Source organism: Bradyrhizobium sp. USDA 4541 (genome assembly GCF_024171085.1).
GTDB lineage: Bacteria > Pseudomonadota > Alphaproteobacteria > Rhizobiales > Xanthobacteraceae > Bradyrhizobium > Bradyrhizobium australafricanum.
In genome coordinates this window covers 3,241,087-3,261,844 of record NZ_JALJZF010000001.1, presented here as the reverse complement: position 1 = coordinate 3,261,844, position 20,758 = coordinate 3,241,087, and the positions used below count along the sequence as shown (strand labels likewise).

At 64.8% G+C, this 20,758-nt stretch carries 19 protein-coding genes and 1 pseudogene; 8 read left to right on the top strand and 12 right to left on the bottom strand.

Annotated elements, in window-relative coordinates:
* Window positions 1-145 precede the first annotated feature (145 nt).
* Window positions 146-1,033 carry a metallophosphoesterase gene (locus tag J2R80_RS15280; protein WP_076830260.1) on the top strand — a complete coding sequence of 296 codons (888 nt, stop codon included), beginning with the start codon at window positions 146-148 and terminating at the stop codon, window positions 1,031-1,033.
* Here J2R80_RS15280 and J2R80_RS15275 read toward each other — a convergent pair.
* From J2R80_RS15275 to J2R80_RS15265, 3 genes are all read right to left on the bottom strand, one after another.
* Window positions 1,030-1,776, bottom strand: coding sequence for a hypothetical protein (locus J2R80_RS15275; RefSeq protein WP_141340522.1), 747 nt, complete (start codon window positions 1,774-1,776; stop codon window positions 1,030-1,032). The genes J2R80_RS15280 and J2R80_RS15275 overlap by 4 nt on opposite strands.
* 21 nt (window positions 1,777-1,797) lie before the next feature.
* Window positions 1,798-2,373 (bottom strand): hypothetical protein, encoded by a 576-nt coding sequence (locus J2R80_RS15270; protein WP_141340521.1) that lies wholly within the window; start codon window positions 2,371-2,373, stop codon window positions 1,798-1,800.
* A 212-nt stretch (window positions 2,374-2,585) separates the two neighbouring features.
* On the bottom strand, window positions 2,586-2,795 hold the full coding sequence (locus J2R80_RS15265) for a hypothetical protein (RefSeq protein WP_016839740.1): 210 nt from the start codon (window positions 2,793-2,795) through the stop codon (window positions 2,586-2,588).
* Between the two features lie 426 nt (window positions 2,796-3,221).
* On the opposite strand from J2R80_RS15265, the gene J2R80_RS15260 reads away from it, so the two are divergent.
* Complete coding sequence (locus tag J2R80_RS15260) at window positions 3,222-4,664, top strand: short-chain fatty acyl-CoA regulator family protein (RefSeq protein WP_057016971.1); 1,443 nt, start codon at window positions 3,222-3,224, stop codon at window positions 4,662-4,664.
* Between the two features lie 460 nt (window positions 4,665-5,124).
* Window positions 5,125-6,378, top strand: a complete 1,254-nt coding sequence (locus tag J2R80_RS15255; protein WP_141340533.1) for a Spy/CpxP family protein refolding chaperone — start codon at window positions 5,125-5,127, stop codon at window positions 6,376-6,378.
* A 570-nt stretch (window positions 6,379-6,948) separates the two neighbouring features.
* Here J2R80_RS15255 and J2R80_RS15250 read toward each other — a convergent pair.
* Entirely contained in the window at window positions 6,949-7,284 is a 336-nt protein-coding gene (locus J2R80_RS15250) for a GYD domain-containing protein (protein WP_076826139.1), read from the bottom strand.
* A gap of 401 nt (window positions 7,285-7,685) precedes the next feature.
* Between J2R80_RS15250 and J2R80_RS15245 the strand changes: the two genes are divergently transcribed.
* A complete protein-coding gene (locus J2R80_RS15245; protein WP_057016967.1) occupies window positions 7,686-8,636 on the top strand; it encodes an aldo/keto reductase in 951 nt (316 codons plus the stop codon).
* 195 nt (window positions 8,637-8,831) lie between these two features.
* Here J2R80_RS15245 and htpX read toward each other — a convergent pair whose 3' ends face one another.
* From htpX to J2R80_RS43450, 3 genes and pseudogenes are all read right to left on the bottom strand, one after another.
* Entirely contained in the window at window positions 8,832-9,761 is a 930-nt protein-coding gene (htpX, locus tag J2R80_RS15240) for a zinc metalloprotease HtpX (protein ID WP_141340519.1), read from the bottom strand.
* Between the two features lie 221 nt (window positions 9,762-9,982).
* Window positions 9,983-10,578, bottom strand: a pseudogene (locus J2R80_RS43455) (response regulator); the annotation flags it as partial.
* Window positions 10,579-10,584: 6 nt separating this feature from the next.
* A complete protein-coding gene (locus tag J2R80_RS43450; protein WP_057016965.1) occupies window positions 10,585-11,016 on the bottom strand; it encodes a hypothetical protein in 432 nt (143 codons plus the stop codon).
* Window positions 11,017-11,201: 185 nt separating this feature from the next.
* Between J2R80_RS43450 and J2R80_RS15230 the strand changes: the two genes are divergently transcribed.
* The 4 genes from J2R80_RS15230 (at window position 11,202) to J2R80_RS15215 (ending at window position 15,550) form a co-directional block, all read left to right on the top strand.
* Window positions 11,202-12,548, top strand: a complete 1,347-nt coding sequence (locus J2R80_RS15230; RefSeq protein WP_141340518.1) for a lytic murein transglycosylase — start codon at window positions 11,202-11,204, stop codon at window positions 12,546-12,548.
* A gap of 348 nt (window positions 12,549-12,896) precedes the next feature.
* Entirely contained in the window at window positions 12,897-13,400 is a 504-nt protein-coding gene (locus J2R80_RS15225) for a DUF1993 family protein (protein WP_057016963.1), read from the top strand.
* 100 nt (window positions 13,401-13,500) lie between these two features.
* Window positions 13,501-14,361 carry an SDR family NAD(P)-dependent oxidoreductase gene (locus J2R80_RS15220; RefSeq protein ID WP_057016962.1) on the top strand — a complete coding sequence of 287 codons (861 nt, stop codon included), beginning with the start codon at window positions 13,501-13,503 and terminating at the stop codon, window positions 14,359-14,361.
* Window positions 14,362-14,446: 85 nt separating this feature from the next.
* On the top strand, window positions 14,447-15,550 hold the full coding sequence (locus tag J2R80_RS15215; protein WP_141340517.1) for an alkene reductase: 1,104 nt from the start codon (window positions 14,447-14,449) through the stop codon (window positions 15,548-15,550).
* 209 nt (window positions 15,551-15,759) lie between these two features.
* Here J2R80_RS15215 and J2R80_RS15210 read toward each other — a convergent pair whose 3' ends face one another.
* From J2R80_RS15210 to J2R80_RS15190, 5 genes are all read right to left on the bottom strand, one after another.
* A complete protein-coding gene (locus J2R80_RS15210) occupies window positions 15,760-17,502 on the bottom strand; it encodes an ABC transporter substrate-binding protein (protein ID WP_253640971.1) in 1,743 nt (580 codons plus the stop codon).
* A gap of 115 nt (window positions 17,503-17,617) precedes the next feature.
* Entirely contained in the window at window positions 17,618-17,944 is a 327-nt protein-coding gene (locus J2R80_RS15205) for a DUF2160 domain-containing protein (RefSeq protein WP_057016960.1), read from the bottom strand.
* Between the two features lie 9 nt (window positions 17,945-17,953).
* On the bottom strand, window positions 17,954-18,760 hold the full coding sequence (locus J2R80_RS15200) for a carbohydrate ABC transporter permease (protein ID WP_028333212.1): 807 nt from the start codon (window positions 18,758-18,760) through the stop codon (window positions 17,954-17,956).
* Complete coding sequence (locus J2R80_RS15195) at window positions 18,760-19,662, bottom strand: carbohydrate ABC transporter permease (protein ID WP_028338609.1); 903 nt, start codon at window positions 19,660-19,662, stop codon at window positions 18,760-18,762. The genes J2R80_RS15200 and J2R80_RS15195 overlap by 1 nt, the downstream gene beginning before the upstream one ends.
* The gene (locus J2R80_RS15190) at window positions 19,662-20,747 is read right to left on the bottom strand and encodes an ABC transporter ATP-binding protein (RefSeq protein ID WP_141340516.1); all 1,086 of its coding nucleotides are present in this window, start codon (window positions 20,745-20,747) and stop codon (window positions 19,662-19,664) included. Before J2R80_RS15190 ends, J2R80_RS15195 begins: the two co-directional genes overlap by 1 nt.
* Window positions 20,748-20,758 lie beyond the last annotated feature (11 nt).

Genomic DNA, 20,758 nt, shown 5'->3' with positions numbered 1-20,758 from the left:
AACCCTCGACATCATGGTGTTTGATCCGTGCTTTGATCCTTGCGCGCCTGCGCAGCTCTTGCCAATACAGGGCAGGACGTTCGGGATAGCACGACATGACCGGCTGCCGGCCACTTTTCGCGGACAATCCGAAGGGAATCGCATGATGGCGGCGTTCCGCCTCGCGCATCTGTCGGACCCGCATCTGCCGCCGCTGCCGGCGGCGCGGCTGCGCGATCTCGCCGGCAAGCGCGCCTTCGGCTATCTGAACTGGACGCGCAACCGTCACAAATATCACCGCCGCGACGTGCTCGACGCGCTGGTGTCGGACATGCAGGCGCAGCAGCCGGACCACATTGCCGTGACCGGCGACCTGGTCAATCTGGCACTGGATGCCGAGTTCAATCCGGCCCGGCAATGGCTGGAGGGGGTAGGTTCGCCTGCCGACGTCACCGTGGTCCCCGGCAACCACGACGCCTATGTGCGCGCGACCCGGCATCGCTTCGTCAGTCACTTCGGCGACTATCTGCGCGGCGACGCCGACGGCGCGGCAACGCATTTTCCGTTCGTGCGTCGCCGCGGGCCGCTGGCGCTGATCGGCGTCTCCTCGGCGGTGCCGACCCCGCCGCTGATGGCGACCGGCTGGCTCGGCCATCCTCAGCTCGATGCGCTCGATGCGATTCTCGCGCAGCTGTCGCGGGAGGACGCCTTCCGCGTCCTCCTGGTGCATCACCCGCTGCACTCCGACGGCCGCGCCAAGCGGCTGACCGATTCGCATCAGCTGCTGGCGCTGCTCAGGCGCCACGGCGTCGAGCTGGTGCTGCATGGCCACGACCACATCCATTCGACGATGTGGTTCGACGGCCCGGAGCGGAAGATCCCGGCGATCGGCGTGCCGTCGGCATCGGCGCTGGCGCGCAAGCACTATCCGGCGGCGGCCTACAATTTGTTCACGATCGAGCGTGACGGCAATGCGTGGCGCTGCGAGCAGACCGTGCGCGGGCTCGGCGAGCACGCCGGCATTCGCGAATTGAAGCAAGCACGACTTTCCTAATCGCCGCCCCCGCCGCCGCCACACCCACCGCCGCAGCCGCCTCCGCTGTCGCCGCCACCACCACCGCCGTCACCGCCATCGCCGCCGCCACTCCCGTCGCTGCCGGCATCGCCGAAGCCGGCTGACGATCCGTCGATCGAGGAGTCGGAGAAATCGCCGCCGCAATAGGGACTGCTGCCACCGATGCCGCTGCGGCGCAGCGCCTCGCAGTCGGTGTGATAGATGAAGCCGTTCGCGATGTTCAGCTTGGCGTCGAGCGCGAACAGCAGCGGCAGCCGGGTCGGCCTGACCGGATCGATGTTCTCGTATTTGCAGCAGTACCACCAGACCCGGCGCAGCCCCTCATTGCTCCTGCGCCGCTCCTTCACCAGGACGACCGCGGGGGTGTGATGCAGGAAGCCGCCGAAGGCGCGGCGGCAGAACGCGTCGTATTCGCGGGTGTAGAGGATGAATTCGTGCCAGAGGTCGTCGGCCGCTTGCGAGGGCATCGAGACGTAACGCTTGCCGCTCATCAGATAGGCGAGGAAGAACTGCCGCAGGCCGCGCGAGACCAGCGCGCTGTCCTTGCGGGTGAAGCCGGGGTGACGCTTCTCGAGCCGCGCCAACAGGCCCGCCGGCCAGTGAAAGGTGCGGATGTATTCGGCACGCCGCAACGTTTGCCACTTGCCGAACAGCACGGCGCTGCCGACCACCGCGGCCGCCGCCAGGACGCCGAAAAATGCCGAGGCGGGTGTTATGACCACGATGCCCCGCCCCTTGAGCGGCTAGAAGTTTTGCAAGCTCGCATACAGCGCGAGACCGAACAGCGCGAGCGCGCCCATGACGAAGCCGAACACGAACATGCCGATCCCGCCGCGGCGCCTCGGCGTCACCACCGGGACGGGCGGCGGCGCCGGCGGCTCGGCAACCGGAAGCGGCGTTGCCACCATCGCATGCTCGCGCTCGATCAGGCGGCGCGCGACATAGTCGGTGACGGCATCGACGATCGCGGCCACGTCATGCGATTCGGCGAGCACGATGCGGCCGAACCTCGTGTCCTGCACGAAGCGGTAGATCCGCTTGTCGCGCCCCATCAGCACATGCGCGACGACGTCGATCCACAGCCGCGGCGTCTCGCCCTGGCTGATGGCGCGGTCGAACAGATCGACCTTGTCCGGCACCTGCGCGAACAGCGGATCGAGCGCATCGTTGAGGATCTCGAGCCGCGCCACCTCGGCGTCGCGCAACTCGACGACGACACCGGTGCGATCGGCCGCCTCGATCCGCGCCCGTCGCAACGCCTCTCGCAGCGTCGGCCGCATCTCGCGCGCCTCGCTGCCGGTGTTCTGCGGATCGGACATGCCTTGCGGTCTCGTGGTGACGGGTTTCCTGCGCATTAACCTATCAGCAACCAAGATGTCCGCAAAGGGCGTTGGTTCCCAAGCACTTAGGCCGCCACTTATCCCCAGATCAAAGATACCTGACGCTGTCCCAAAAGCGGTCGACCCCACCCGGATGAACCGGATGGGGCCGCCGTCCTTGGACGTTTTCTTAGCTCTGAAAATTCTGGCGCTCAGGCCGAAACCCGCGACGGCTCCTCGACGATGGAGAAGCGCACGCCGGCCTTGTGGCGGCTCTCTTCCGAAACTTCCTTCCAGCACTCTTCGGCTTCCTTGCGGGTCTTGAACGGACCGCGGACCTGGGCCGAGCCTTCGACGAGCTTGTGGAAGTTCATCGACCCGAACTCTCCGCCGATCACCCAGAAATTGCTGCCCTTGCTCATCGTCAGTCTCCTTCAAAAAATCGGGCTGCCTTTGCCCAGCCGCCTGCACCTTGATCTCCGCAATCTGCTCATATCGACATTCTTGACAGAGTATTGCGAATTGCGTGTCAGGAGATAAACGCGAAAACGCGAAGTTCGTACAGATGCCTTGTTTTTTATTGGTGATGTCATGTAACATCTGAACTTGTAATAAATGTCGACTTGTAAATTTTGTCACAAAATAGGTCAGGAAGCCTGCCATGCCCGCCGGTTTTTCTTCTCCCTCTCCCCGTTCTTACGGGGAGAGGATTGGGGGGAGGGGCTGTCTCCGCAGCGAGACTCGCGGAGGGTCCCCCTCACCCGGATCGCATCTAGCGATCCGATCCGGCCTCTCCCCGCGCGCGGGGCGAGGCGGTCAGAATTTGCTGCGGCAAGCGAGACCAACCCGTGCCCGGTGAATCCGGAAAGAAGCTGTTCGTCGGTCCGCGCTTCCGGCGGATCCGCCAGCAATTGGGGCTGTCGCAGACCCAGATCGCCGAGGGGCTCGGCATCTCGCCCTCCTACATCAACCTGATCGAGCGCAACCAGCGCCCGGTGACGGCGCAGATCCTGCTGCGGCTGGCCGAGACCTACGACCTCGACTTGCGCGACCTCGCCACCGCCGACGAGGACCGCTTCTTCGCGGAACTCAACGAGATCTTCTCCGATCCCCTGTTCCGCCAGATCGACCTGCCGAAGCAGGAGCTGCGCGACCTCGCCGAGCTCTGCCCCGGCGTGACGCACGCGCTGCAGCGGCTCTACGCCGCCTACACCGAGGCGCGCCGCGGCGAGACTCTGGTGGCGGCGCAGATGGCCGACCGCGAAGGCTCGCAATTCGACGCCAATCCGATCGAGCGGGTGCGTGACCTGATCGAGGCCAACCGCAACTATTTTCCGGAGCTCGAGACCGCCGCGGAGAATTTGCGCGACGAGCTCAACGTGCCGACCGAAGGCCTGTTCACGGCGCTGACCACGCGCCTCCGCGAAAAACATTCGATTCTGACCCGCGTGATGCCGGTCGACGTGATGCGCGAGACGCTGCGCCGTTTCGATCGGCACCGCCGGCAGCTCTTGATCTCCGAACTCGTCGACAGCTCCGGCCGCAGCTTCCAGCTTGCACTGCAGATCGGCTTTGTCGAGTGCGGCGCTTCGATCGACGCCATCGTCAGCCGCGCCGGCCCGCTCGACGACACCGCGCGCCGGCTCTACCGCATCACGCTCGCCAATTACTTCGCAGCCGCCGCGATGATGCCTTATCAGGCGTTTCATTCCGCAGCCGAAGCCTTGAGCTACGACGTCCATGTGCTGGCGCAGCGCTTCAACGCCGGCTTCGAGCAGGTCTGCCACCGCCTCACCACGCTGCAACGGCCGAACGCGCGCGGCGTGCCGTTCTTCCTGCTCCGCGTCGACAATGCCGGCAACGTGTCGAAGCGGTTCTCCTCGGGCACCTTTCCGTTCTCCAAGTTCGGCGGCACCTGCCCGCTCTGGAACGTGCACTCGACCTTCGACATGCCGGACCGCCTGCTCAGCCAGGTGATCGAATTGCCGGACGGCACGCGCTACTTCTCGATCGCGCAGATGGTGCGCCGGCCGGTGGCGCCCTACCCGCAGCCGCAGCCGCGCTTTGCGATCGGGCTCGGCTGCGAGATCCGGCATGCGGCCAAGCTCGTCTATGCCACCGGCATGGATCTGGAAAAGGTCGAGGGTACCCCGATCGGCGTCAACTGCCGGCTTTGCGAGCGCGAGAATTGCAGCCAGCGCGCCGAGCCGCCGATCACGCGCACCCTGATCCTGGACGAGACCACGCGGCGCGTGTCCTCGTTCGCGTTCTCGAATGCGCGGGAGTTGTGAGCCAAGGATCAATCCACCGATCAATCCACCGCGGCAAAGGCCTTGCACCAGCCGTCCTTGCTGATCGCACCTTCGACCACCTTGCAGCCATCGGGTGCGACGAACAGCGAGCACATCTCCTGCACGAGGCGCTGGTCCGGCGCGGCGCCTGGCCGCCGAAAACGGAGGAGGATTCGACCGAGGACGACGTGCGCTAAAGCATGATCCGGAAAAGTGCGAAGCGGCTTTCCCTCGCGACAACGCGTTTGCGCGAATCACACACCAAACTAAAGCGCGATGACGATTCGACCCAGCGCGTGTACTCGACGCGACTAATCCGTTGACGTCGACCGCAGGTTCACCCAATGAAAACGGCGGGAGGAACTTTCGGTTCCGCTGCGAGTCATATTTGTGACGCGATGTGGCCTGGACCGCCAAGGAAGAGACCGAGGGAGAGATCATGTCAAAGTCCCGCCTTGGAATGGCTGCGGCCGGCGTTGCAATTGGCGTTCTGGGAGCGCTGCCGAGCGCGGCCGAGGCGGGTTTCCGCCTGCGCGTTGGCGGCCCCGTGAGTGTCGCGCGCTTCGCGGTGGCCGGCGTGCTGTCGGTCGCAGGTCGCCGCCACGCACGCATGGCGGCGCGCCACAGCCGCGTCCGCATGGCTGCTCTAAGACCGCAAGATCTTCGCCCCGCCGCCGAGTCGATCGGCCCGAGTGAGCGCGCGCAGCTCACTGCCGTCGCCGCGCTGGCCGGCTGGCAGGGCGGCCGAGCTGCGCAAGGCTGGTGGCAGCACTCCGACGGTTCATACGGCTGGGTCGGTCCGCTCTTCTGGCCGTTTGCCTACAGCGATCTCTATGACTACGCGCTTCTCAATGATGGCAGCGGCTTCTGGGCCTATGGCTACGGCGATCTCTACGCCGCGATCTTCTCGCCTTACGCTGCGAGCGATCTCTCAGCGTTTGCGGCCGAGCGCCCCGCCGGGAGGCGGCATCGCAAAGCGCCCTCGGTGCAGGAATTCTGTAGCGGCGACACCGCCGAGACGACCGGCCTTCCCCTCGAGCGGATCGGCCTGGCGGTCGCGGCGAACGAGGCGCAGCGCGCAGCCTTCGACGAGCTCGCGAGCGCCTGGATTTCCGCCGGCAACACCATCCGCGCTTCCTGTACAGCACAGACCGCAACCACCGCGCTGGAGCGATTCGCGGCCATGCAGAGCCGCGTCAACGCGATGCTGAGCGCAGTTGCGACCGTTATGCCGCCATTTCAAAAATTCTACGATCTCCTAAGCGATGAACAGAAGGCCCAGCTCAACACGCCCGAACGCGACCGCCGCGCTAACGCTGCGGCCGCGAAGCTGAAGGAGATGCAGGACGCCGCCTGCCAGGCGAGCCGTGAACCGCAAGACGAGCAACAGGCCGAAAAGCAATACCGCCAGCTCGTCGCCCAGCAATGGCCCCTCGACGACATCGTCGCCAGCCTGAAACTGAACGATACGCAACGCGCCGCGCTCGAAGTGGTGCAGGATACCACGATGGGCACCATGGAAGCCTTAAACCCATGCCCGCCAAAGGACGCGCTCACCCCACCGGCCCGCCTTAAGGCCGCGAAGGCGCGGTTGGAAGCGATGAGAGAGGCGATCATCAGCGTGAACGACGCGGTCGACGATTTCCGTTGGAACCTGAGTGACGAGCAGAAGACGCAGTTCGAGGGGCTCGGTCTGAAGAAGCGGGGGGTGTGATTTTTCCATCCCCAAGCGGCGCTGGTCGGCCAAGGCGATACTTCGCATCCCCTGTCGCATTTGCTAGTCGTCCGCTAAGAAGAGCTGGACATGCGAGCATGCGTTATAGGGGCGGGCTCTAAGTAGTTCGGTCGCGCGACCGAGACGCCGTTCAACATGAACTTTGAGGCCCGCCCCTAGTCAACTGAACTTCTTTGGATGTTGCTTATTGGCCCAAGGCCGAAATACGGCGATGTCGGCCTCAACGTCAGCTTCCGAGATCAAAGCGGACGCGAAGAATTCATGAGTACACGCCCTGATCTCATCGCGCCTTAGCGCGTACTGCGCTCGTCTTGCTGAAGCGGAGGCCGAGCGAGGCGGCGGACGTCATGCGACGGCACAACCGGCCGGGGCTGTGGCCGGCATGCACGTAGCCAGGACATCCGCCTGAGCTAGTGCCCATTCCGTTGACGCCCCGGATCAGCGGCGCGCAACGGCCCTCGCCTCCGCGCGGGACGCCAGCAAGCGCCGCCGCGCGAGAGTGACACCGGCCATCAGATCAATCTGCGCCGTTTTGGATCGCTCGGCCTGCTAGCCACCGGGCGGCGTGTAGGCGGCCTTGAGGTTGGTCGCGTGCTGACGCACCACCTTGATCTCGTCCTGGGTAAAGAGCCGGACCAGCCGCACGTTCTGCATGGCGCCGGCCGCAACCACCACGCCGCTGACCGCAGGCGCGAAGCTCGGATCCGGCACGTCGAAGATCACCATCACGCCGGGGCCATCGGTCGCCGTGCTGTACATCGAAATCAGTTTCCCGCCGGCGGCCTCAATCAACTTCTTCGCGGCCTCGTATCGATTCGTCGTCGGGTTTTCCATGATGTTGTTCAGGGAACGCGGGGTGTATTCACCAGAGAAGCAGAAATGCATGGCAATCGCTCCGTTTGGTTGGAATGAAAAAAACATTCACCCAGGCGCGCGGCCCGGGCAGAGCATTTCGTACTGAAAAATGAGAAGAAATGGCCTGCCGATGGCCAGTCGCGCTGCCGCTCATTCTCCGGATTTCGGCGCAACCGGTGGCAGCTCGCCGCGCAATCTACATCAGACCCGCGGCAAATAAAATCGCGTTTCTGCTCTGCGACGAAATCTCTCCTTGGTCGATGCGGCACTGAAGGGCAGCGCGCCTGACCCGACCGACGAACGCGATCCATCCGAGCCCGCCGAGTGACGCGTCGGCGCCCGCTAGGCGGTGGCGGGACAACGCCTTGCAAACAAGGGCGATCTGCCTCAGTGTTCGGCGCCCGCCATCAAGAACAAGCGAAAGAAAACTCATGAAGCATCGCGCGCTCGGCCGCTCCGGCCTCACTGTCCCTCCCCTGTGCTTCGGCTGCAATGTATTCGGCTGGACCGTGGACGAGACGTCGTCGTTTCGCCTGCTCGACACCGTGCTCGATCAGGGGCTGACATTCCTGGATACGGCGGATGTCTATTCACGCTGGGTGCCGGGCCACAGCGGCGGCGAATCCGAGACCATCATCGGCAAATGGATGAAGGCGCGCGGCAACCGCAACCGCGTCATCCTCGCCACCAAGGTCGGCATGGACATGGGAGGCGGCAATGTCGGGCTGAAGCCGGACTACATCGCGCGCGCCGTCGAGGATTCGCTGCGGCGGCTACAGACCGATTTCATCGATCTCTACCAGTCCCACAAGGACGATGAGACGACACCGCAGGAAGAGACGCTCGCGGCCTACAACAAGCTGATCAAGGCCGGCAAGGTCAGGGCCATCGGCGCCTCGAACTTCTCGGCGGAGCGGCTCCAGAGTGCGCTCGACATTGCCAAGGCGAACGGGTTGCCGCGCTATGAGAGCATGCAGCCCGAATACAGCCTCGCCGAGCGCTCGAGCTACGAAGGCGCGCTGCAACGCGTCTGCGAGGCGAACGACGTCGGCGTGATCACGTTCTTCTCGCTCGCCGCAGGATTTTTGACCGGCAAATATCGCTCGGAGAGCGACTTCGCCAAGAGCCCCCGCGGTGCACGCAGCATCCCAAAATACATGAACCCGCGCGGCATGCGCATCCTGGCCGGTCTTGACGAGGTCGCCGCGGAAACCCGCGCCGAGCCGGCCGCGGTCGCGCTCGCCTGGCTGATGGCAAAACCCTCCGTCACCGCGCCGATTGCCAGCGCTACCAGGCCCGAGCAGGTCGCAACGCTGGTCGCGGCGACCGAACTTGAGCTGAGCAAGGATCAGGTCGAACGGCTGGACGCCGCGAGCGCGTAGCAGCTGCCTTCACTTCACCTCGCCCCGCGTGCGGGGAGAGGTCGGAACGCATCGCTAGATGCGTTCCGGGTGAGGGGGAGCTTCCGCGAGTGCAGCTATCGCCGTATTTGCGGAGACAGCCCCTCACCCCAACCCTCTCCCCTAAGAACGGGGCGAGGGAGCACACCGCCTTCGCGGCTACGGCTTGGTCTTACCCTACCCCCACGGGCCACGCTGGCCGGATCCGCCCCACGGGCTGCGCGGCGGATAGCTTCCACCGGCCGGGCGCGGCGCGGTCTGGGTGCCGAGCTCGGCGGCGAGCTGCTGCAGCGCGGCGATGCGGTTCGCGGTCGAGGGATGGGTCGCGAACAGATTGTCGACGCCGTGGCCCGACAGCGGGTTGATGATGAACATGTGCGCGGTGGCCGGATTGCGCTCGGCCTCCATGTTCGGCACCTGATGCGCGGCGTTCTCGATCTTCGCGAGCGCGGAGGCAAGCCACATCGGCTGGCCGACGATGCGTGCGCCATAATTGTCGGCGGCGTATTCGCGGGTGCGGCTGATCGCCATCTGCACCAGCATGGCGCCGAGCGGCGCCAGGATCATCATCGCGATCGATCCGACGATGCCGGGGCCGTTGTTGTTGCGGTTGCCGCCGAAGAACATGCCGAACTGCGCCAGCATCGAGATCGCGCCGGCGATCGTCGCTGTGATCGTCATGGTCAGCGTGTCGTGATGCTTGATATGCGCAAGCTCATGCGCGATCACGCCGGCGAGCTCCTCGCGGCTGAGCTGCTGCATCAGGCCCGTGGTGACGGCGACCGCCGCGTTCTCCGGATTGCGGCCGGTCGCGAACGCATTGGGCTGCGCCTCGTCCATCAGAAACACGCGCGGCATCGGGAGAGCGGCGCGCTGTGCCAGCTCGGCGACGAGATTGTAGAGTTCGGGCGCCGAGCCCGCATCGACCTGATGGGCGCCGTACATCGACAGCACCATGCGATCGGAATTCCAGTAGGTGAACAGATTTGTCGCAGCCGCGACCATCAGCGCGATCACGGCGCCGGTGCCGCCGCCGATCAGATAGCCGACCCCCATGAACAGGGCGGTGAGGCCGGCAAGCAGGAGCGCGGTGCGGAAATAGTTCATCGTTGTTCCCTCACGGCGAGCGGAATGCTGCCACAACTGACGCCGCTGAGGTAGGGATTTTGCCGCTGAAGCCGCAAGGGGAACCAGTGCGTCGCAGCGACGCGGCGCGGGTTAATAATCGGTTATGTGCCGCGGCGATCGGTAGCCCGCATGAGCGAAGCGATATGCGGGGTAAGACCGGTCCCGCATGTCGCTTCGCTCATGCGGGCTACGATCTCTCGCTACGCCGCCGGCTCCTGTGCAATCACCGCCCCCTCCTCGCGCAGCGCGACGCGCAACATGCGGGCGAGCTCGGCGCGGCTGTAGGGTTTTGCCAGGAACAGGATGCCCTGCTCGAGCTTGCCGTCCTGATCGATGGCGTCATCGGTATAGCCCGAGTGAAGAGGACGCGCAGGCCCGGGCGGCGCTTCCGCGCCTCGGTGGCGAGGTCGCGTCCGTTCATCGCGCCCGGCATGATGACGTCGGTGAACAACAGATCGATCGGCGCGCCGCTGTCGAGCACGGCAAGGGCTTCGCTCCCATTATTGGCCGACAGCGTGGTCGGCTGCAGCGGCTGCTTGCGCGCGAAGGCGAGCAGATGCCGCGTCAGCGATGCGCCGCGCTCGGCGGCGTCGCGGATCAGCGCGGTGATCTCCGTGAGCTGGCGGTTGTGAGTGACCGCCTCGGCCAGGATCTCGATCGTGCCGGTGATGACGGTGAGGATGTTGTTGAAGTCGTGCGCGATGCCGCCGGTGAGCTGGCCGACCGCTTCCATCTTCTGCGCCTGACGGATCTTGCTCTCATTGGCCTCGGCCTCGCAAAAGCGCTCGAGCAGGAATTCCGATCACTGGCGCTGCCGTCCCTCCTCGGCGAGCGCGACATGGGCCTCGCGCAACTGCTCTTCGGTCGGGATCGCGAGGATCCGCGGGATCAGCGGCCAGAGCAGCACTGCGGTGAAGATCGAGGCGACAGCGGTCAGCGCCTTGAGCAGGCCCTCGAGACCGTAGATCGGCACCCACAGCGTGTAGATCGAGAACACATGGGTGAGGCCGCAGGCGAGGATGAACGTGGCGAACGGCCAGGCCATCCAGCCGAACTGGAAATCGCGCCGCTTGGAGACGAGGATCGCCAGCGCGAACGGGATCGAGAAATACGAAGCGGCAATGATCGCGTCTGAAATCACGTGGAGCCAGATCAGCTCCGGTTCCCACAACAGGCAGATGCCGTGCGGCGAAAACGTCGACGAATCCAAGAGACGCTCGAGAAAACTCCACATGGGTCCCTCCGGGCGTGATCGATCCGCCGACACCCCGCCCGCGAATCACCGGCCGATCATAGCGGCGGCCTCTCAACCTACCTCAGCCCAATTGGTCTAACGGCGCTACCCCCGTTGTTGCCCGGTGTCGCCCTGGTGTATGCAGATTGGGCTTCAATTCCCCTTTTTTCCAGCCGGTGACATCGATGCCAGCCTCTCCCCTCCGCGCCCGGATCATGATCGCAGCGATCGCGGGGGCGCTGGCGCTCTCTACCCTCGCCTCGGCGCAGCAGCCGCTGCCCAGCCCCTTGAATCCTGCGCCGGTCAGGCCGCGCCCTGCCGCCGTCGCCTCGCCGCGGGCTGCGTCCTGCCACAACGGGCAGAACTTCGATCGCTTCCTCGCCGAGCTGAAGCAGAAGGCGGTCGCCGCCGGCGTCTCGCAGCGCACGATCGCGGAGGCCGCGCCCTACCTGATCTACGACCAGGGTATCGTCAACCGCGACCGCGGCCAGCGCGTGTTCGGGCAGATCTTCACCCAGTTCGCCGGCCGCATGGCCGCGAACTATCGCATGCAGCAGGGCCAACAATACATCCGGACCTATGCCGCCGCGTTCGCGCGCGCCGAGAAGGAGTATGGCGTGCCGCCGGCGGTGATCGCCGCGTTCTGGGGACTGGAGAGCGATTTCGGCGTCCAGATGGGCAATTTGCCGACGCTGAAATCGCTGGTGTCGCTGGCCTATGATTGCCGCCGCTCCGAGATGTTCCAGGGCGAGACCATCGCCGCGCTGAAGATCATCGAGCGCGGCGACCTGACGCCCGACCAGATGATCGGCTCATGGGCCGGCGAGCTCGGTCAGACGCAATTCTTGCCGACGCATTATTTCAACTACGCGGTCGACTATGACGGCGACGGCCATCGCAATCTCCTGCAAAGCGGCCCCGACGTGATCGGCTCGACCGCGAACTACATCGCCACCGGATTGAAATGGCGGCGCGGCGAGCCGTGGCTGCAGGAGGTGCGCGTGCCGCAGGCGGCAAATTTCCCGTGGGACCAGGCCGACCTCACCATCAAGCTGCCGCGATCGAAATGGGTATCGCTTGGCGTCAGCTTGACCGACGGCAAGGCATTGCCGAATGACGAGATGCCGGCCTCGCTGCTGCTGCCGATGGGCCGGATGGGTCCGGCGTTCCTCGCCTATGCGAACTTCGCCGCCTACACCGAGTGGAACAACTCGCTGATCTATTCGACCACCGCCGGCTATCTCGCCGGCCGCATCGCGGGCGCACCGCCGATGCAGCGGCCGCACGGTCCGGTCGCGCAATTGCCGTTCAATGAGATCAAGGAGCTGCAGGGACTGCTCGCGCGCGCCGGCTACGACGTCGGCAAGATCGACGGCGTGCTCGGACAGGCAAGCCGCAGCGCGGTGAAGGCGATGCAGATGAAATACGGCCTGCCGGCGGATTCCTGGCCGACCGCGGAGCTCCTGGCGCGGATGCGCGGCGGGCCCCGCACCCAGCCGGCCGCCGATGCCGCGGCACCGGGGACGCGGTAGAGCAAACGCCCATTTTCCGTAGCCCGGATGCAGCGCAGCGAAATCCGGGACAAGCCCCGATGCGCCTCCCCGGATTGCGCTGCGCTCCATCCGGGCTACGCAGACTCTGGCGATCCGTCATCCTGAGCGAGCGGAGAGAGCCTCGAAGGATGAATCGGCCACACTGGGGCCGTGCATCCTTCGAGACGCGCTTCGCGCTCCTCAGGATGACGGGATCAAGAATGCCGCCCGCGGGAAATATTTGACCAAGTGTTACAGCTCCCCGCAGTTGTATTCTTCCCCTTGCCGCCCCACTTGCAGCATCGCCGTTCGGTAACATCCGGATTTCATCAGAACAGGGAGCATCACATGTCCTTTCATGACGCCGTCGTCCCCGCCTACCTGCAGATCCTCAACAGCCTCACCGGCGAGCTGACCAAGGCCGAGGCGCATTGCGAAGCGAAGAAGATCGCGCCCGAGGTGCTGCTGGGATCGCGGCTCTATCCCGACATGCTGCCGCTGACCAAGCAGGTGCAACTTGTCTGCGATCACGCCGCACGGGGCTGCGCGCGGCTGACCCATAGCGAAGTGCCGTCGACGCCAGATACCGAGAAGAGCATCGGTGAACTGAAGCAGCGGCTCGCCAGGACGATTGACTATGTGAAGTCGTTCAAGCCGGCGCAGTTCGACGGCGCCGACGTCAGGGACGTCACCTTCCCGATCGGCCCCGATCGCACGATGACCCTGAAGGGCCAGCAATTCCTCAGCGCGTTCTCGTTCCCGAACTTCTATTTCCACGCCGTGACCGCGCACGACATCCTGCGCCACAACGGCGTCGAGATCGGCAAGCGCGATTTCCTCGGCGTCAGCTGACGCGCTTCGGCGATCCATATTCCCCGCGACGGGATTTTCGCTTCACGCCCTCGCCCGTGCTACTGCTCCCTGACAACAACAAGACGTCAGGGAGCACGCCATGTCGACAACAACCCACGCACCGAAAGCCATCGATCCGTCCGCTTCGCTGCATGCCGAAGCGCTCGGACTGGCGAAGAACCACGGCCGCCTCGCCGGGCGGCGCGTCATCGTGGTCGGCGCGGGACAGCGCACAACCGTGGATGAAGCCCCGCCGATCGGCAACGGCCGCGCCATGAGCGTGCTGTTCGCGCGCGAGGGCGCGTCGGTCGCCTGCCTCGACGTCAACAAGGACGCCGCCGACGACACCGTCGCGCAGATCACAGCCGAAGGCGGCAAGGCCTTCACCGACGTGGTCGATGTCGCCGACGTCGCGGCGATCGCGCCCGCGGTCGAACGCTGCGCGCAGCGGCTCGGCGGGCTCGATGGGCTGGCGCTCAATGTCGGCATCTCCTCCGGCCTGTCGCTGCCCAAGATGACGGCCGAATCCTGGGACCGCGACTATGCCGTCAATGTGCGCAGCCACATGCTGTTCGCGCAGAAGGCGCTGGAGGTGATGGCGCCGGGCGGCGCGATCATCCTGATCTCCTCAATGGCGAGCCAGCGCGCCGGCGGCCGCAACCCGGCCTATGAATCCTCCAAGGCGGCGCAGATCGCGCTGGGGCGGGCGATCGCGCGGGCCGGCGAGGACAAGGGCATTCGCTGCAATGTGATCGCGCCCGGCTTCATGGACACGCCGATGGGGCGCGACGCCAGCCGCAGGCGATCGGACCGCGCCGTGACAGTGCCTTTCGGCCGCCAGGGCACCGGCTGGGAGGTCGCCTATACTGCGCTGTTCCTGATTTCGAATGAATCCTCCTACGTCAACGCGCACACCTTGTTCCTCGATGCCGGCCACATGGGCGGAATTGTGCGCGGCTAGTCTGCGGAGCGCGAATGCCTCGGGCATTGCGCTCGTCGCGGCAATGCACAATTGTCCTTCATCAGTCATTCTCTGGAACATTTACATGAGCCAATCGACCAAACTTCTCGAGCCCTACAAGCTCGGCGCGCTGACGCTGCCGAACCGCCTGGTGATGGCGCCACTGACGCGCAACCGCGCGGTGCCGCCCGGCATGGTGCCGAGCCCGCTCGCGGTGGACTATTACGGCCAGCGCGCCTCCGCCGGCCTTCTGATCACCGAGGCGAGCCAGGTCTCGCAGCAGGGCCAGGGCTATCAGGACACGCCCGGCATCTATTCGAAGGAACAGGTCGAGGGCTGGCGCAGGGTCACCGATCGGGTGCATGAGCGCGGTGGCCGCATCTTCATCCAGCTCTGGCATGTCGGCCGCATCTCGCATGTCGCACTGCAGCCGAACGGCGGCGCACCGGTGGCGCCGAGCGCGATCAAAGCCAAGACCAAGACCTTCGTGAACGGCACGTTTGCCGACGTGTCCGAGCCACGCGCGCTCGAATTGTCGGAAATTCCCGGGATCATCGAGGACTTCAAGCGCGGCACGGCGAATGCGCTGGCGGCCGGCTTCGACGGCGTCGAGATCCATGGCGCCAACGGCTATCTGCTCGACCAGTTCGCCCGCGACGGCACCAACAAGCGCACCGACGCTTATGGCGGCGGAATCGAGAACCGCGCCCAGCTGATGCTGGACGTGTCCAAGGCGGTCGCCACCGAGGCCGGCGCAGATCGCACCGGCATCCGGATCTCGCCGGTGACGCCGGCCAACGACATCACCGACTCCAATCCGCAAGCGCTGTTCGACTACATCGTCGAACAGCTCAGTGCGCTGAAGCTGACCTATCTCCACGTCGTCGAGGGCGCAACCGGCGGCCCACGCGATATCGCGCCGTTCGACTACGCCTCGCTGCGCAAGCGCTTCAAGCAGGCCTATGTCGCCAACAACGGCTACGATTTCGCGCTAGCGGAGAAAGTGCTGGAGGCCGGCGCGGCCGACCTGATCGCGTTCGGCAAGCCATTCATCTCCAACCCCGACCTGGTCGAGCGGCTCAAGACCGGCGCGCCGCTCAACGAGTGGGACAAGGCGACCTTCTACGGCGGCGGCGCCAAGGGCTACACGGATTATCCGACGCTGAAGGCGACCGAGGCGGCGGAGTAGGGAGCGCTCCTCTCTCCACATCGTCATTCCGGGGCGATGCGACGCATCGAACCCGGATTCTCGAGATTCCCCGGTGCGCAGTTGCGCACCTGAGGTCTGGTGCTTGCGCACCATCCCGGAATGACCTGGCAATCAGCAAAAAGGCCGGGATCGCTCCCGGCCTTTCGTCGTCTTCGGATGGCGTGGGCTGGTACGCCTTTGCTTGCGCCTTACTTCGCTTCGGCGCGCTTCGGCGGGTTGGCCGGCCACGACTTGATCAGCGTGTCGTAGTCGATCGTCTCGCCCTTCGGCTTCTCGTTCGCGAGCTTGCGCTGCGGAGCGATGGTGCCGTCCTTCTCGGCCTTCTTGTACCAGAACTCGGCGGATTCCTTCTTGTTCAGCTTCGGTCCGCAGGCGCCCTGCACACCGGACTTCTCAAGACGCTCCATCACCGAATCCTGGGCCGCAGCCAGCGCGTCCATCGCCTGCTGCGGCGTCTTGGTACCGGACGACGCATCGCCGATGTTCTGCCACCACAGCTGCGCGAGCTTCGGATAGTCGGGCACGTTGTTGCCGGTCGGGGTCCACTGCACGCGCGCGGGCGAGCGGTAGAACTCGATCAGGCCGCCGAGCTTCGGCGCACGCTCGGTGAACGACTTGTCCCAGATATCGGACTCACGGATGAAGGTGAGACCGACATGGCTCTTCTTCAGCGACACCGACTTGGAGATGATGAACTGCAGATAGAGCCAGGCTGCCTTGCGGCGATCCGGCGGGGTCGACTTCAGAAGCGTCACGGAGCCGGCGTCCTGATAGCCGAGCTTCATGCCTTCCTTCCAGTAAGCGCCGTGCGGCGACGGAGCCATACGCCACTTCGGCGTACCGTCCGCGTTCATCACGGCGATGCCCGGCTTCACCATGTCGGCGGTGAAGGCGGTGTACCAGAACATCTGCTGGGCGATGTTGCCCTGCGCCGGCACCGGACCTGCTTCCGAGAAGGTCATGCCCTGGGCCTGCGGCGGGGCATACTTCTTCAGCCAGTCGAGATATTTGGTGATCGAGTAGACCGCGGCCGGGCCGTTGGTGTCGCCACCACGCTCGACCGAGGAGCCGACCGGACGGCAGCCTTCCATGCGGATACCCCACTCGTCGACCGGCAGGCCGTTCGGGATACCCTTGTCGCCGTTGCCGGCCATCGACAGCCAGGCGTCGGTGAACCGCCAGCCGAGCGAGGGATCCTTCTTGCCATAGTCCATATGGCCGTAGACCTTGACGCCGTTGATCTCCTTGATGTCGTTGGTGAAGAACTCGGCGATGTCTTCATAGGCCGACCAGTTCACGGGCACGCCGAGCTCGTAGCCATACTTGGCCTTGAACTTGGCCTTGTACTCGGGGTTGGTGAACCAGTCGTAGCGGAACCAGTAGAGGTTCGCGAACTGCTGGTCGGGCAGCTGATACAGCTTGCCGTCCGGCGCCGTGGTGAACGACTTGCCGATGAAGTCGTCGACGTCGAGCATCGGGTCGGTGACCTCCTTGCCCTCACCCTTCATGTAGTCCGACAGGATGATGGTCTGGCCGTAGCGGAAGTGGGTGCCGATCAGGTCGGAATCGTTGATCCAGCCGTCATAGACGTTCTTGCCCGACTGCATCTGGGTTTGCAGCTTCTCGACGACGTCACCTTCCTGGATGATGTCGTGCTTGAGCTTGATGCCGGTCAGTTCGGAGAACGCCTTGGCCAGCGTCTGCGATTCATATTCGTGCGTCGTGATCGTTTCCGAGACGACGTTGATCTCCATGCCCTTGAAGGGTTCGGCGGCCTTGGCGAACCACTCGAGCTCCTTGTTCTGGTCTTCCTTCGACAGCGTCGAGGGCTGGAATTCCGCGATCCACTTCTGGATCACGGCATCGTCGGCGGCGCGGGCCGGCGTGGCGACCGCGAGCGAAGCCGCGATCAGCGCGGCGGCGCTGGTCATAGTCAAAAGACTATCCTTTGTCGTTCTCAAATGTCGCATTATGATTCCTCCGGTTGCAGCGACAAACAAAACCCCAGGCCCGGGTTGACCCCGGATCTGCTCTTCTTCGCTTTCGTCAGACGGTGCGAAAGATCGCCACGGCTGAAAGAAGCGAAATCAGCGTTGCGAGCCACAGGCTCGAAATTTCCACGCCCTCGCCGATCGGCAGGGTGAGGATCGGATCGGTGCCGACGAGGCCGATCCACAACAGGTGGATCACCGCCGCCAGCACCAGCGAAATGAACAAACGATCGCCGCGCGTGGTCGGGATGCGCAGCACGCCGACCCGCTCGGCCTCGGGATAAACCGCCGCGAGCCAGGTCATCACGCCGAGCGTCGAGGCCAGCAGCACGAAGAAGATCGCGGTCGGCAGCGTCCAGGCCATCCATGCGATGGATTCCATGATCGCCTCCTAGACCCGGCCGAGCGCGAAGCCGCGCGCGATGTAGTTGCGGACGAACCAGATCACCAGCGCGCCCGGAATGATGGTGAGCACGCCGGCGGCGGCGAGCAGGCCCCAGTCCATGCCGGCCGCCGAGACCGTGCGCGTCATGATCGCCGCGATCGGTTTGGCCTGCACCGAGGTCAGCGTCCGCGCGAGCAGCAGCTCGACCCAGGAGAACATGAAGCAGAAGAAGGCGGCGACGCCGATGCCGCTTGCGATGAGCGGCACCAGGATCTTGATGAAGAAGCGCGGGAACGAATAGCCGTCGAGGAACGCGGTCTCGTCGATCTCGCGCGGCACGCCGGAGACGAAGCCTTCGAGGATCCACACCGCCAGCGGCACGTTGAAGATGCAGTGCGCGAGCGCGACCGCCCACGGCGTATCGAACAGGCCGATCGCCGAATACAGGTTAAAGAACGGCAGCGCGTAGACCGCCGCCGGCGCCATGCGGTTTGACAGCAGCCAGAAGAACAGATGCTTGTCGCCGAGGAAGCGGTAGCGCGAGAACGCATAGGCCGCCGGCAACGCCACCGCGATCGAGATGATTGTGTTGAGCACCACGTATTCGAGCGAATTGATGTAGCCCGAATACCAGCTCTCGTCGGTGAAGATGCGCTTGTAGTGCTGCAGCGTCGGCGTGTGCGGCCACAGCGTCATCGTCGAGACGATCTCGGCGTTGGTCTTGAAGCTCATGTTGACGAGCCAGTAGATCGGCAACAGCAGGAAGATCAAAAACAGCGCCATGATCAGGCGGCGGCCGGGGATCGAATGCATCACGCCGCTCCTTCCTTGGCCGGACGCTCGGAGCCGGCATTGACCATCACGGTGTAGAATACCCAGCACACGATCAGGATGATCAGATTGTAGACCAGCGACAGCGCCGCGGCCTTGCCGAGGTCGAACTGGCCGAGCGCAATCTTGACGAGCTCGATCGAGACGAAGGTCGTCGAATTGCCGGGGCCGCCGCCGGTGACCACGAACGGCTCGGTGTAGATCATGAAACTGTCCATGAAGCGCAGCAGCACCGCGATCAGCAGCACGCGGTTCATCTTCGGCAGCTGGATCGCCTTGAACACCGCCCAGCGCGAGGCGCCGTCGATCTGCGCCGCCTGGTAATAGGCGTCGGGGATCGACTTCAGCCCGGCGTAGCAGAGCAGCGCGACGAGGCTGGTCCAGTGCCAGACGTCCATCACGATGACCGTGACCCAGGCGTCGACCTCATTGGACACGTAATTGTAGTTGAGGCCGAGGTGGTTCAGCACATAGCCGAGCAGGCCGATATCGGGCCGGCCGAAGATCTGCCAGATGGTGCCGACCACGTTCCACGGAATCAGCAGCGGCAAGGCGAGGATGACGAGGCAGGCCGCGACGCTCCAGCCTTCGCGCGGCATCGACAGCGCGACGATGATGCCGAGCGGCACCTCGATCGCGAGGATCACCGCAGAGAAGAACAGGTTGCGGCCGAGCGAGGCCAGGAAGCGCCCGCCGAGATCGGTCGATGGATCGAGCAGCTCCTTGAACCAGCCGACCCCGTTCCAGAAGAACTGGTTGTTGCCGAAGGTGTCCTGCATCGAATAGTTCACGACGGTCATCAGCGGCAGCACCGCCGAGAACGCCACCACCAGGAACACCGGCAGCACCAGGAACCAGGCTTTTTGGTTGATCGTCTTGTCCATCAGGCGACCCCCTCCACCAAATGGCTGTCGGCATAGACGTGGACGTGCGCGGGATTGAAGATCAGCCCGGCGGTGTTGCCGGAGACCGAGAAGCCCGGCGGCACACGCGCGGCGAATTTGGTATCGCCGACCCGCACGCGGGCGAACTGGATGCGGCCGAGATCGTCGATCCGCTCGATGCTGGCCGACAGCAGCCCTGACGCCGGCGCCGCGACATCGACGAATTCCGGCCGCACGCCGATCTCGATCTTCTTGCCCGCAGGCAGCACACCATAGTTTCGATGCAGGCCGATGACATGGCCGTCGACCCGCGCCTCGTGACCACTGACTTCGGCGGGCACGATGTTCATGCCGGGCGAGCCGATGAAGTAGCCGACGAACGTATGCGCCGGCTTGTCGAACAATTCGGCCGGCGTGCCGCTCTGCACCACGCGGCCGTCATGCATCACGACGACGGTGTCGGCGAAGGTCAGCGCCTCGGTCTGGTCGTGGGTGACGTAGATCATCGTGAGGTCGAGCTCGCGATGCAGCGCCTTCAGCTTGGAGCGCAGCTGCCACTTCAGCTCGGGATCGATCACCGTTAGCGGTTCGTCGAACAGGACGGCCGCGACGTCGGAGCGCACCAGACCGCGGCCGAGCGAGATCTTCTGCTTGGCGTCGGCGGTGAGCCGTGTCGCCTTGCGTTTGAGATAGGGCGTGAGGTCGAGCAGATCGGCGATCTGCCTGACGCGCGCGTCGACCTCGGCCTTCGCGACGCCGCGATTCTTCAGCGGGAAGGCCAGGTTCTGGCCGACCGTCATGGTGTCGTAGATCACCGGGAACTGGAACACCTGCGCGATGTTGCGCTTCTGCGTCGACAGCGGCGTGATGTCACGGCCGTCGAACAGGATCTTTCCGCGCGACGGCGTCACGATGCCGGAGATCAGGTTGAGCAGCGTGGTCTTGCCGCAGCCGGACGGCCCGAGCAGCGCATAGGCGCCGCCCTGCCGCCAGGTCATGGTAACCGGCTTCAGCGCAAAGGATTCCTGCGGCGCGTCGTTGCCGCCGTAGGAGTGCGCGAGATCGACGAGGTCAATGCGGGCCATGAAGCATCTCC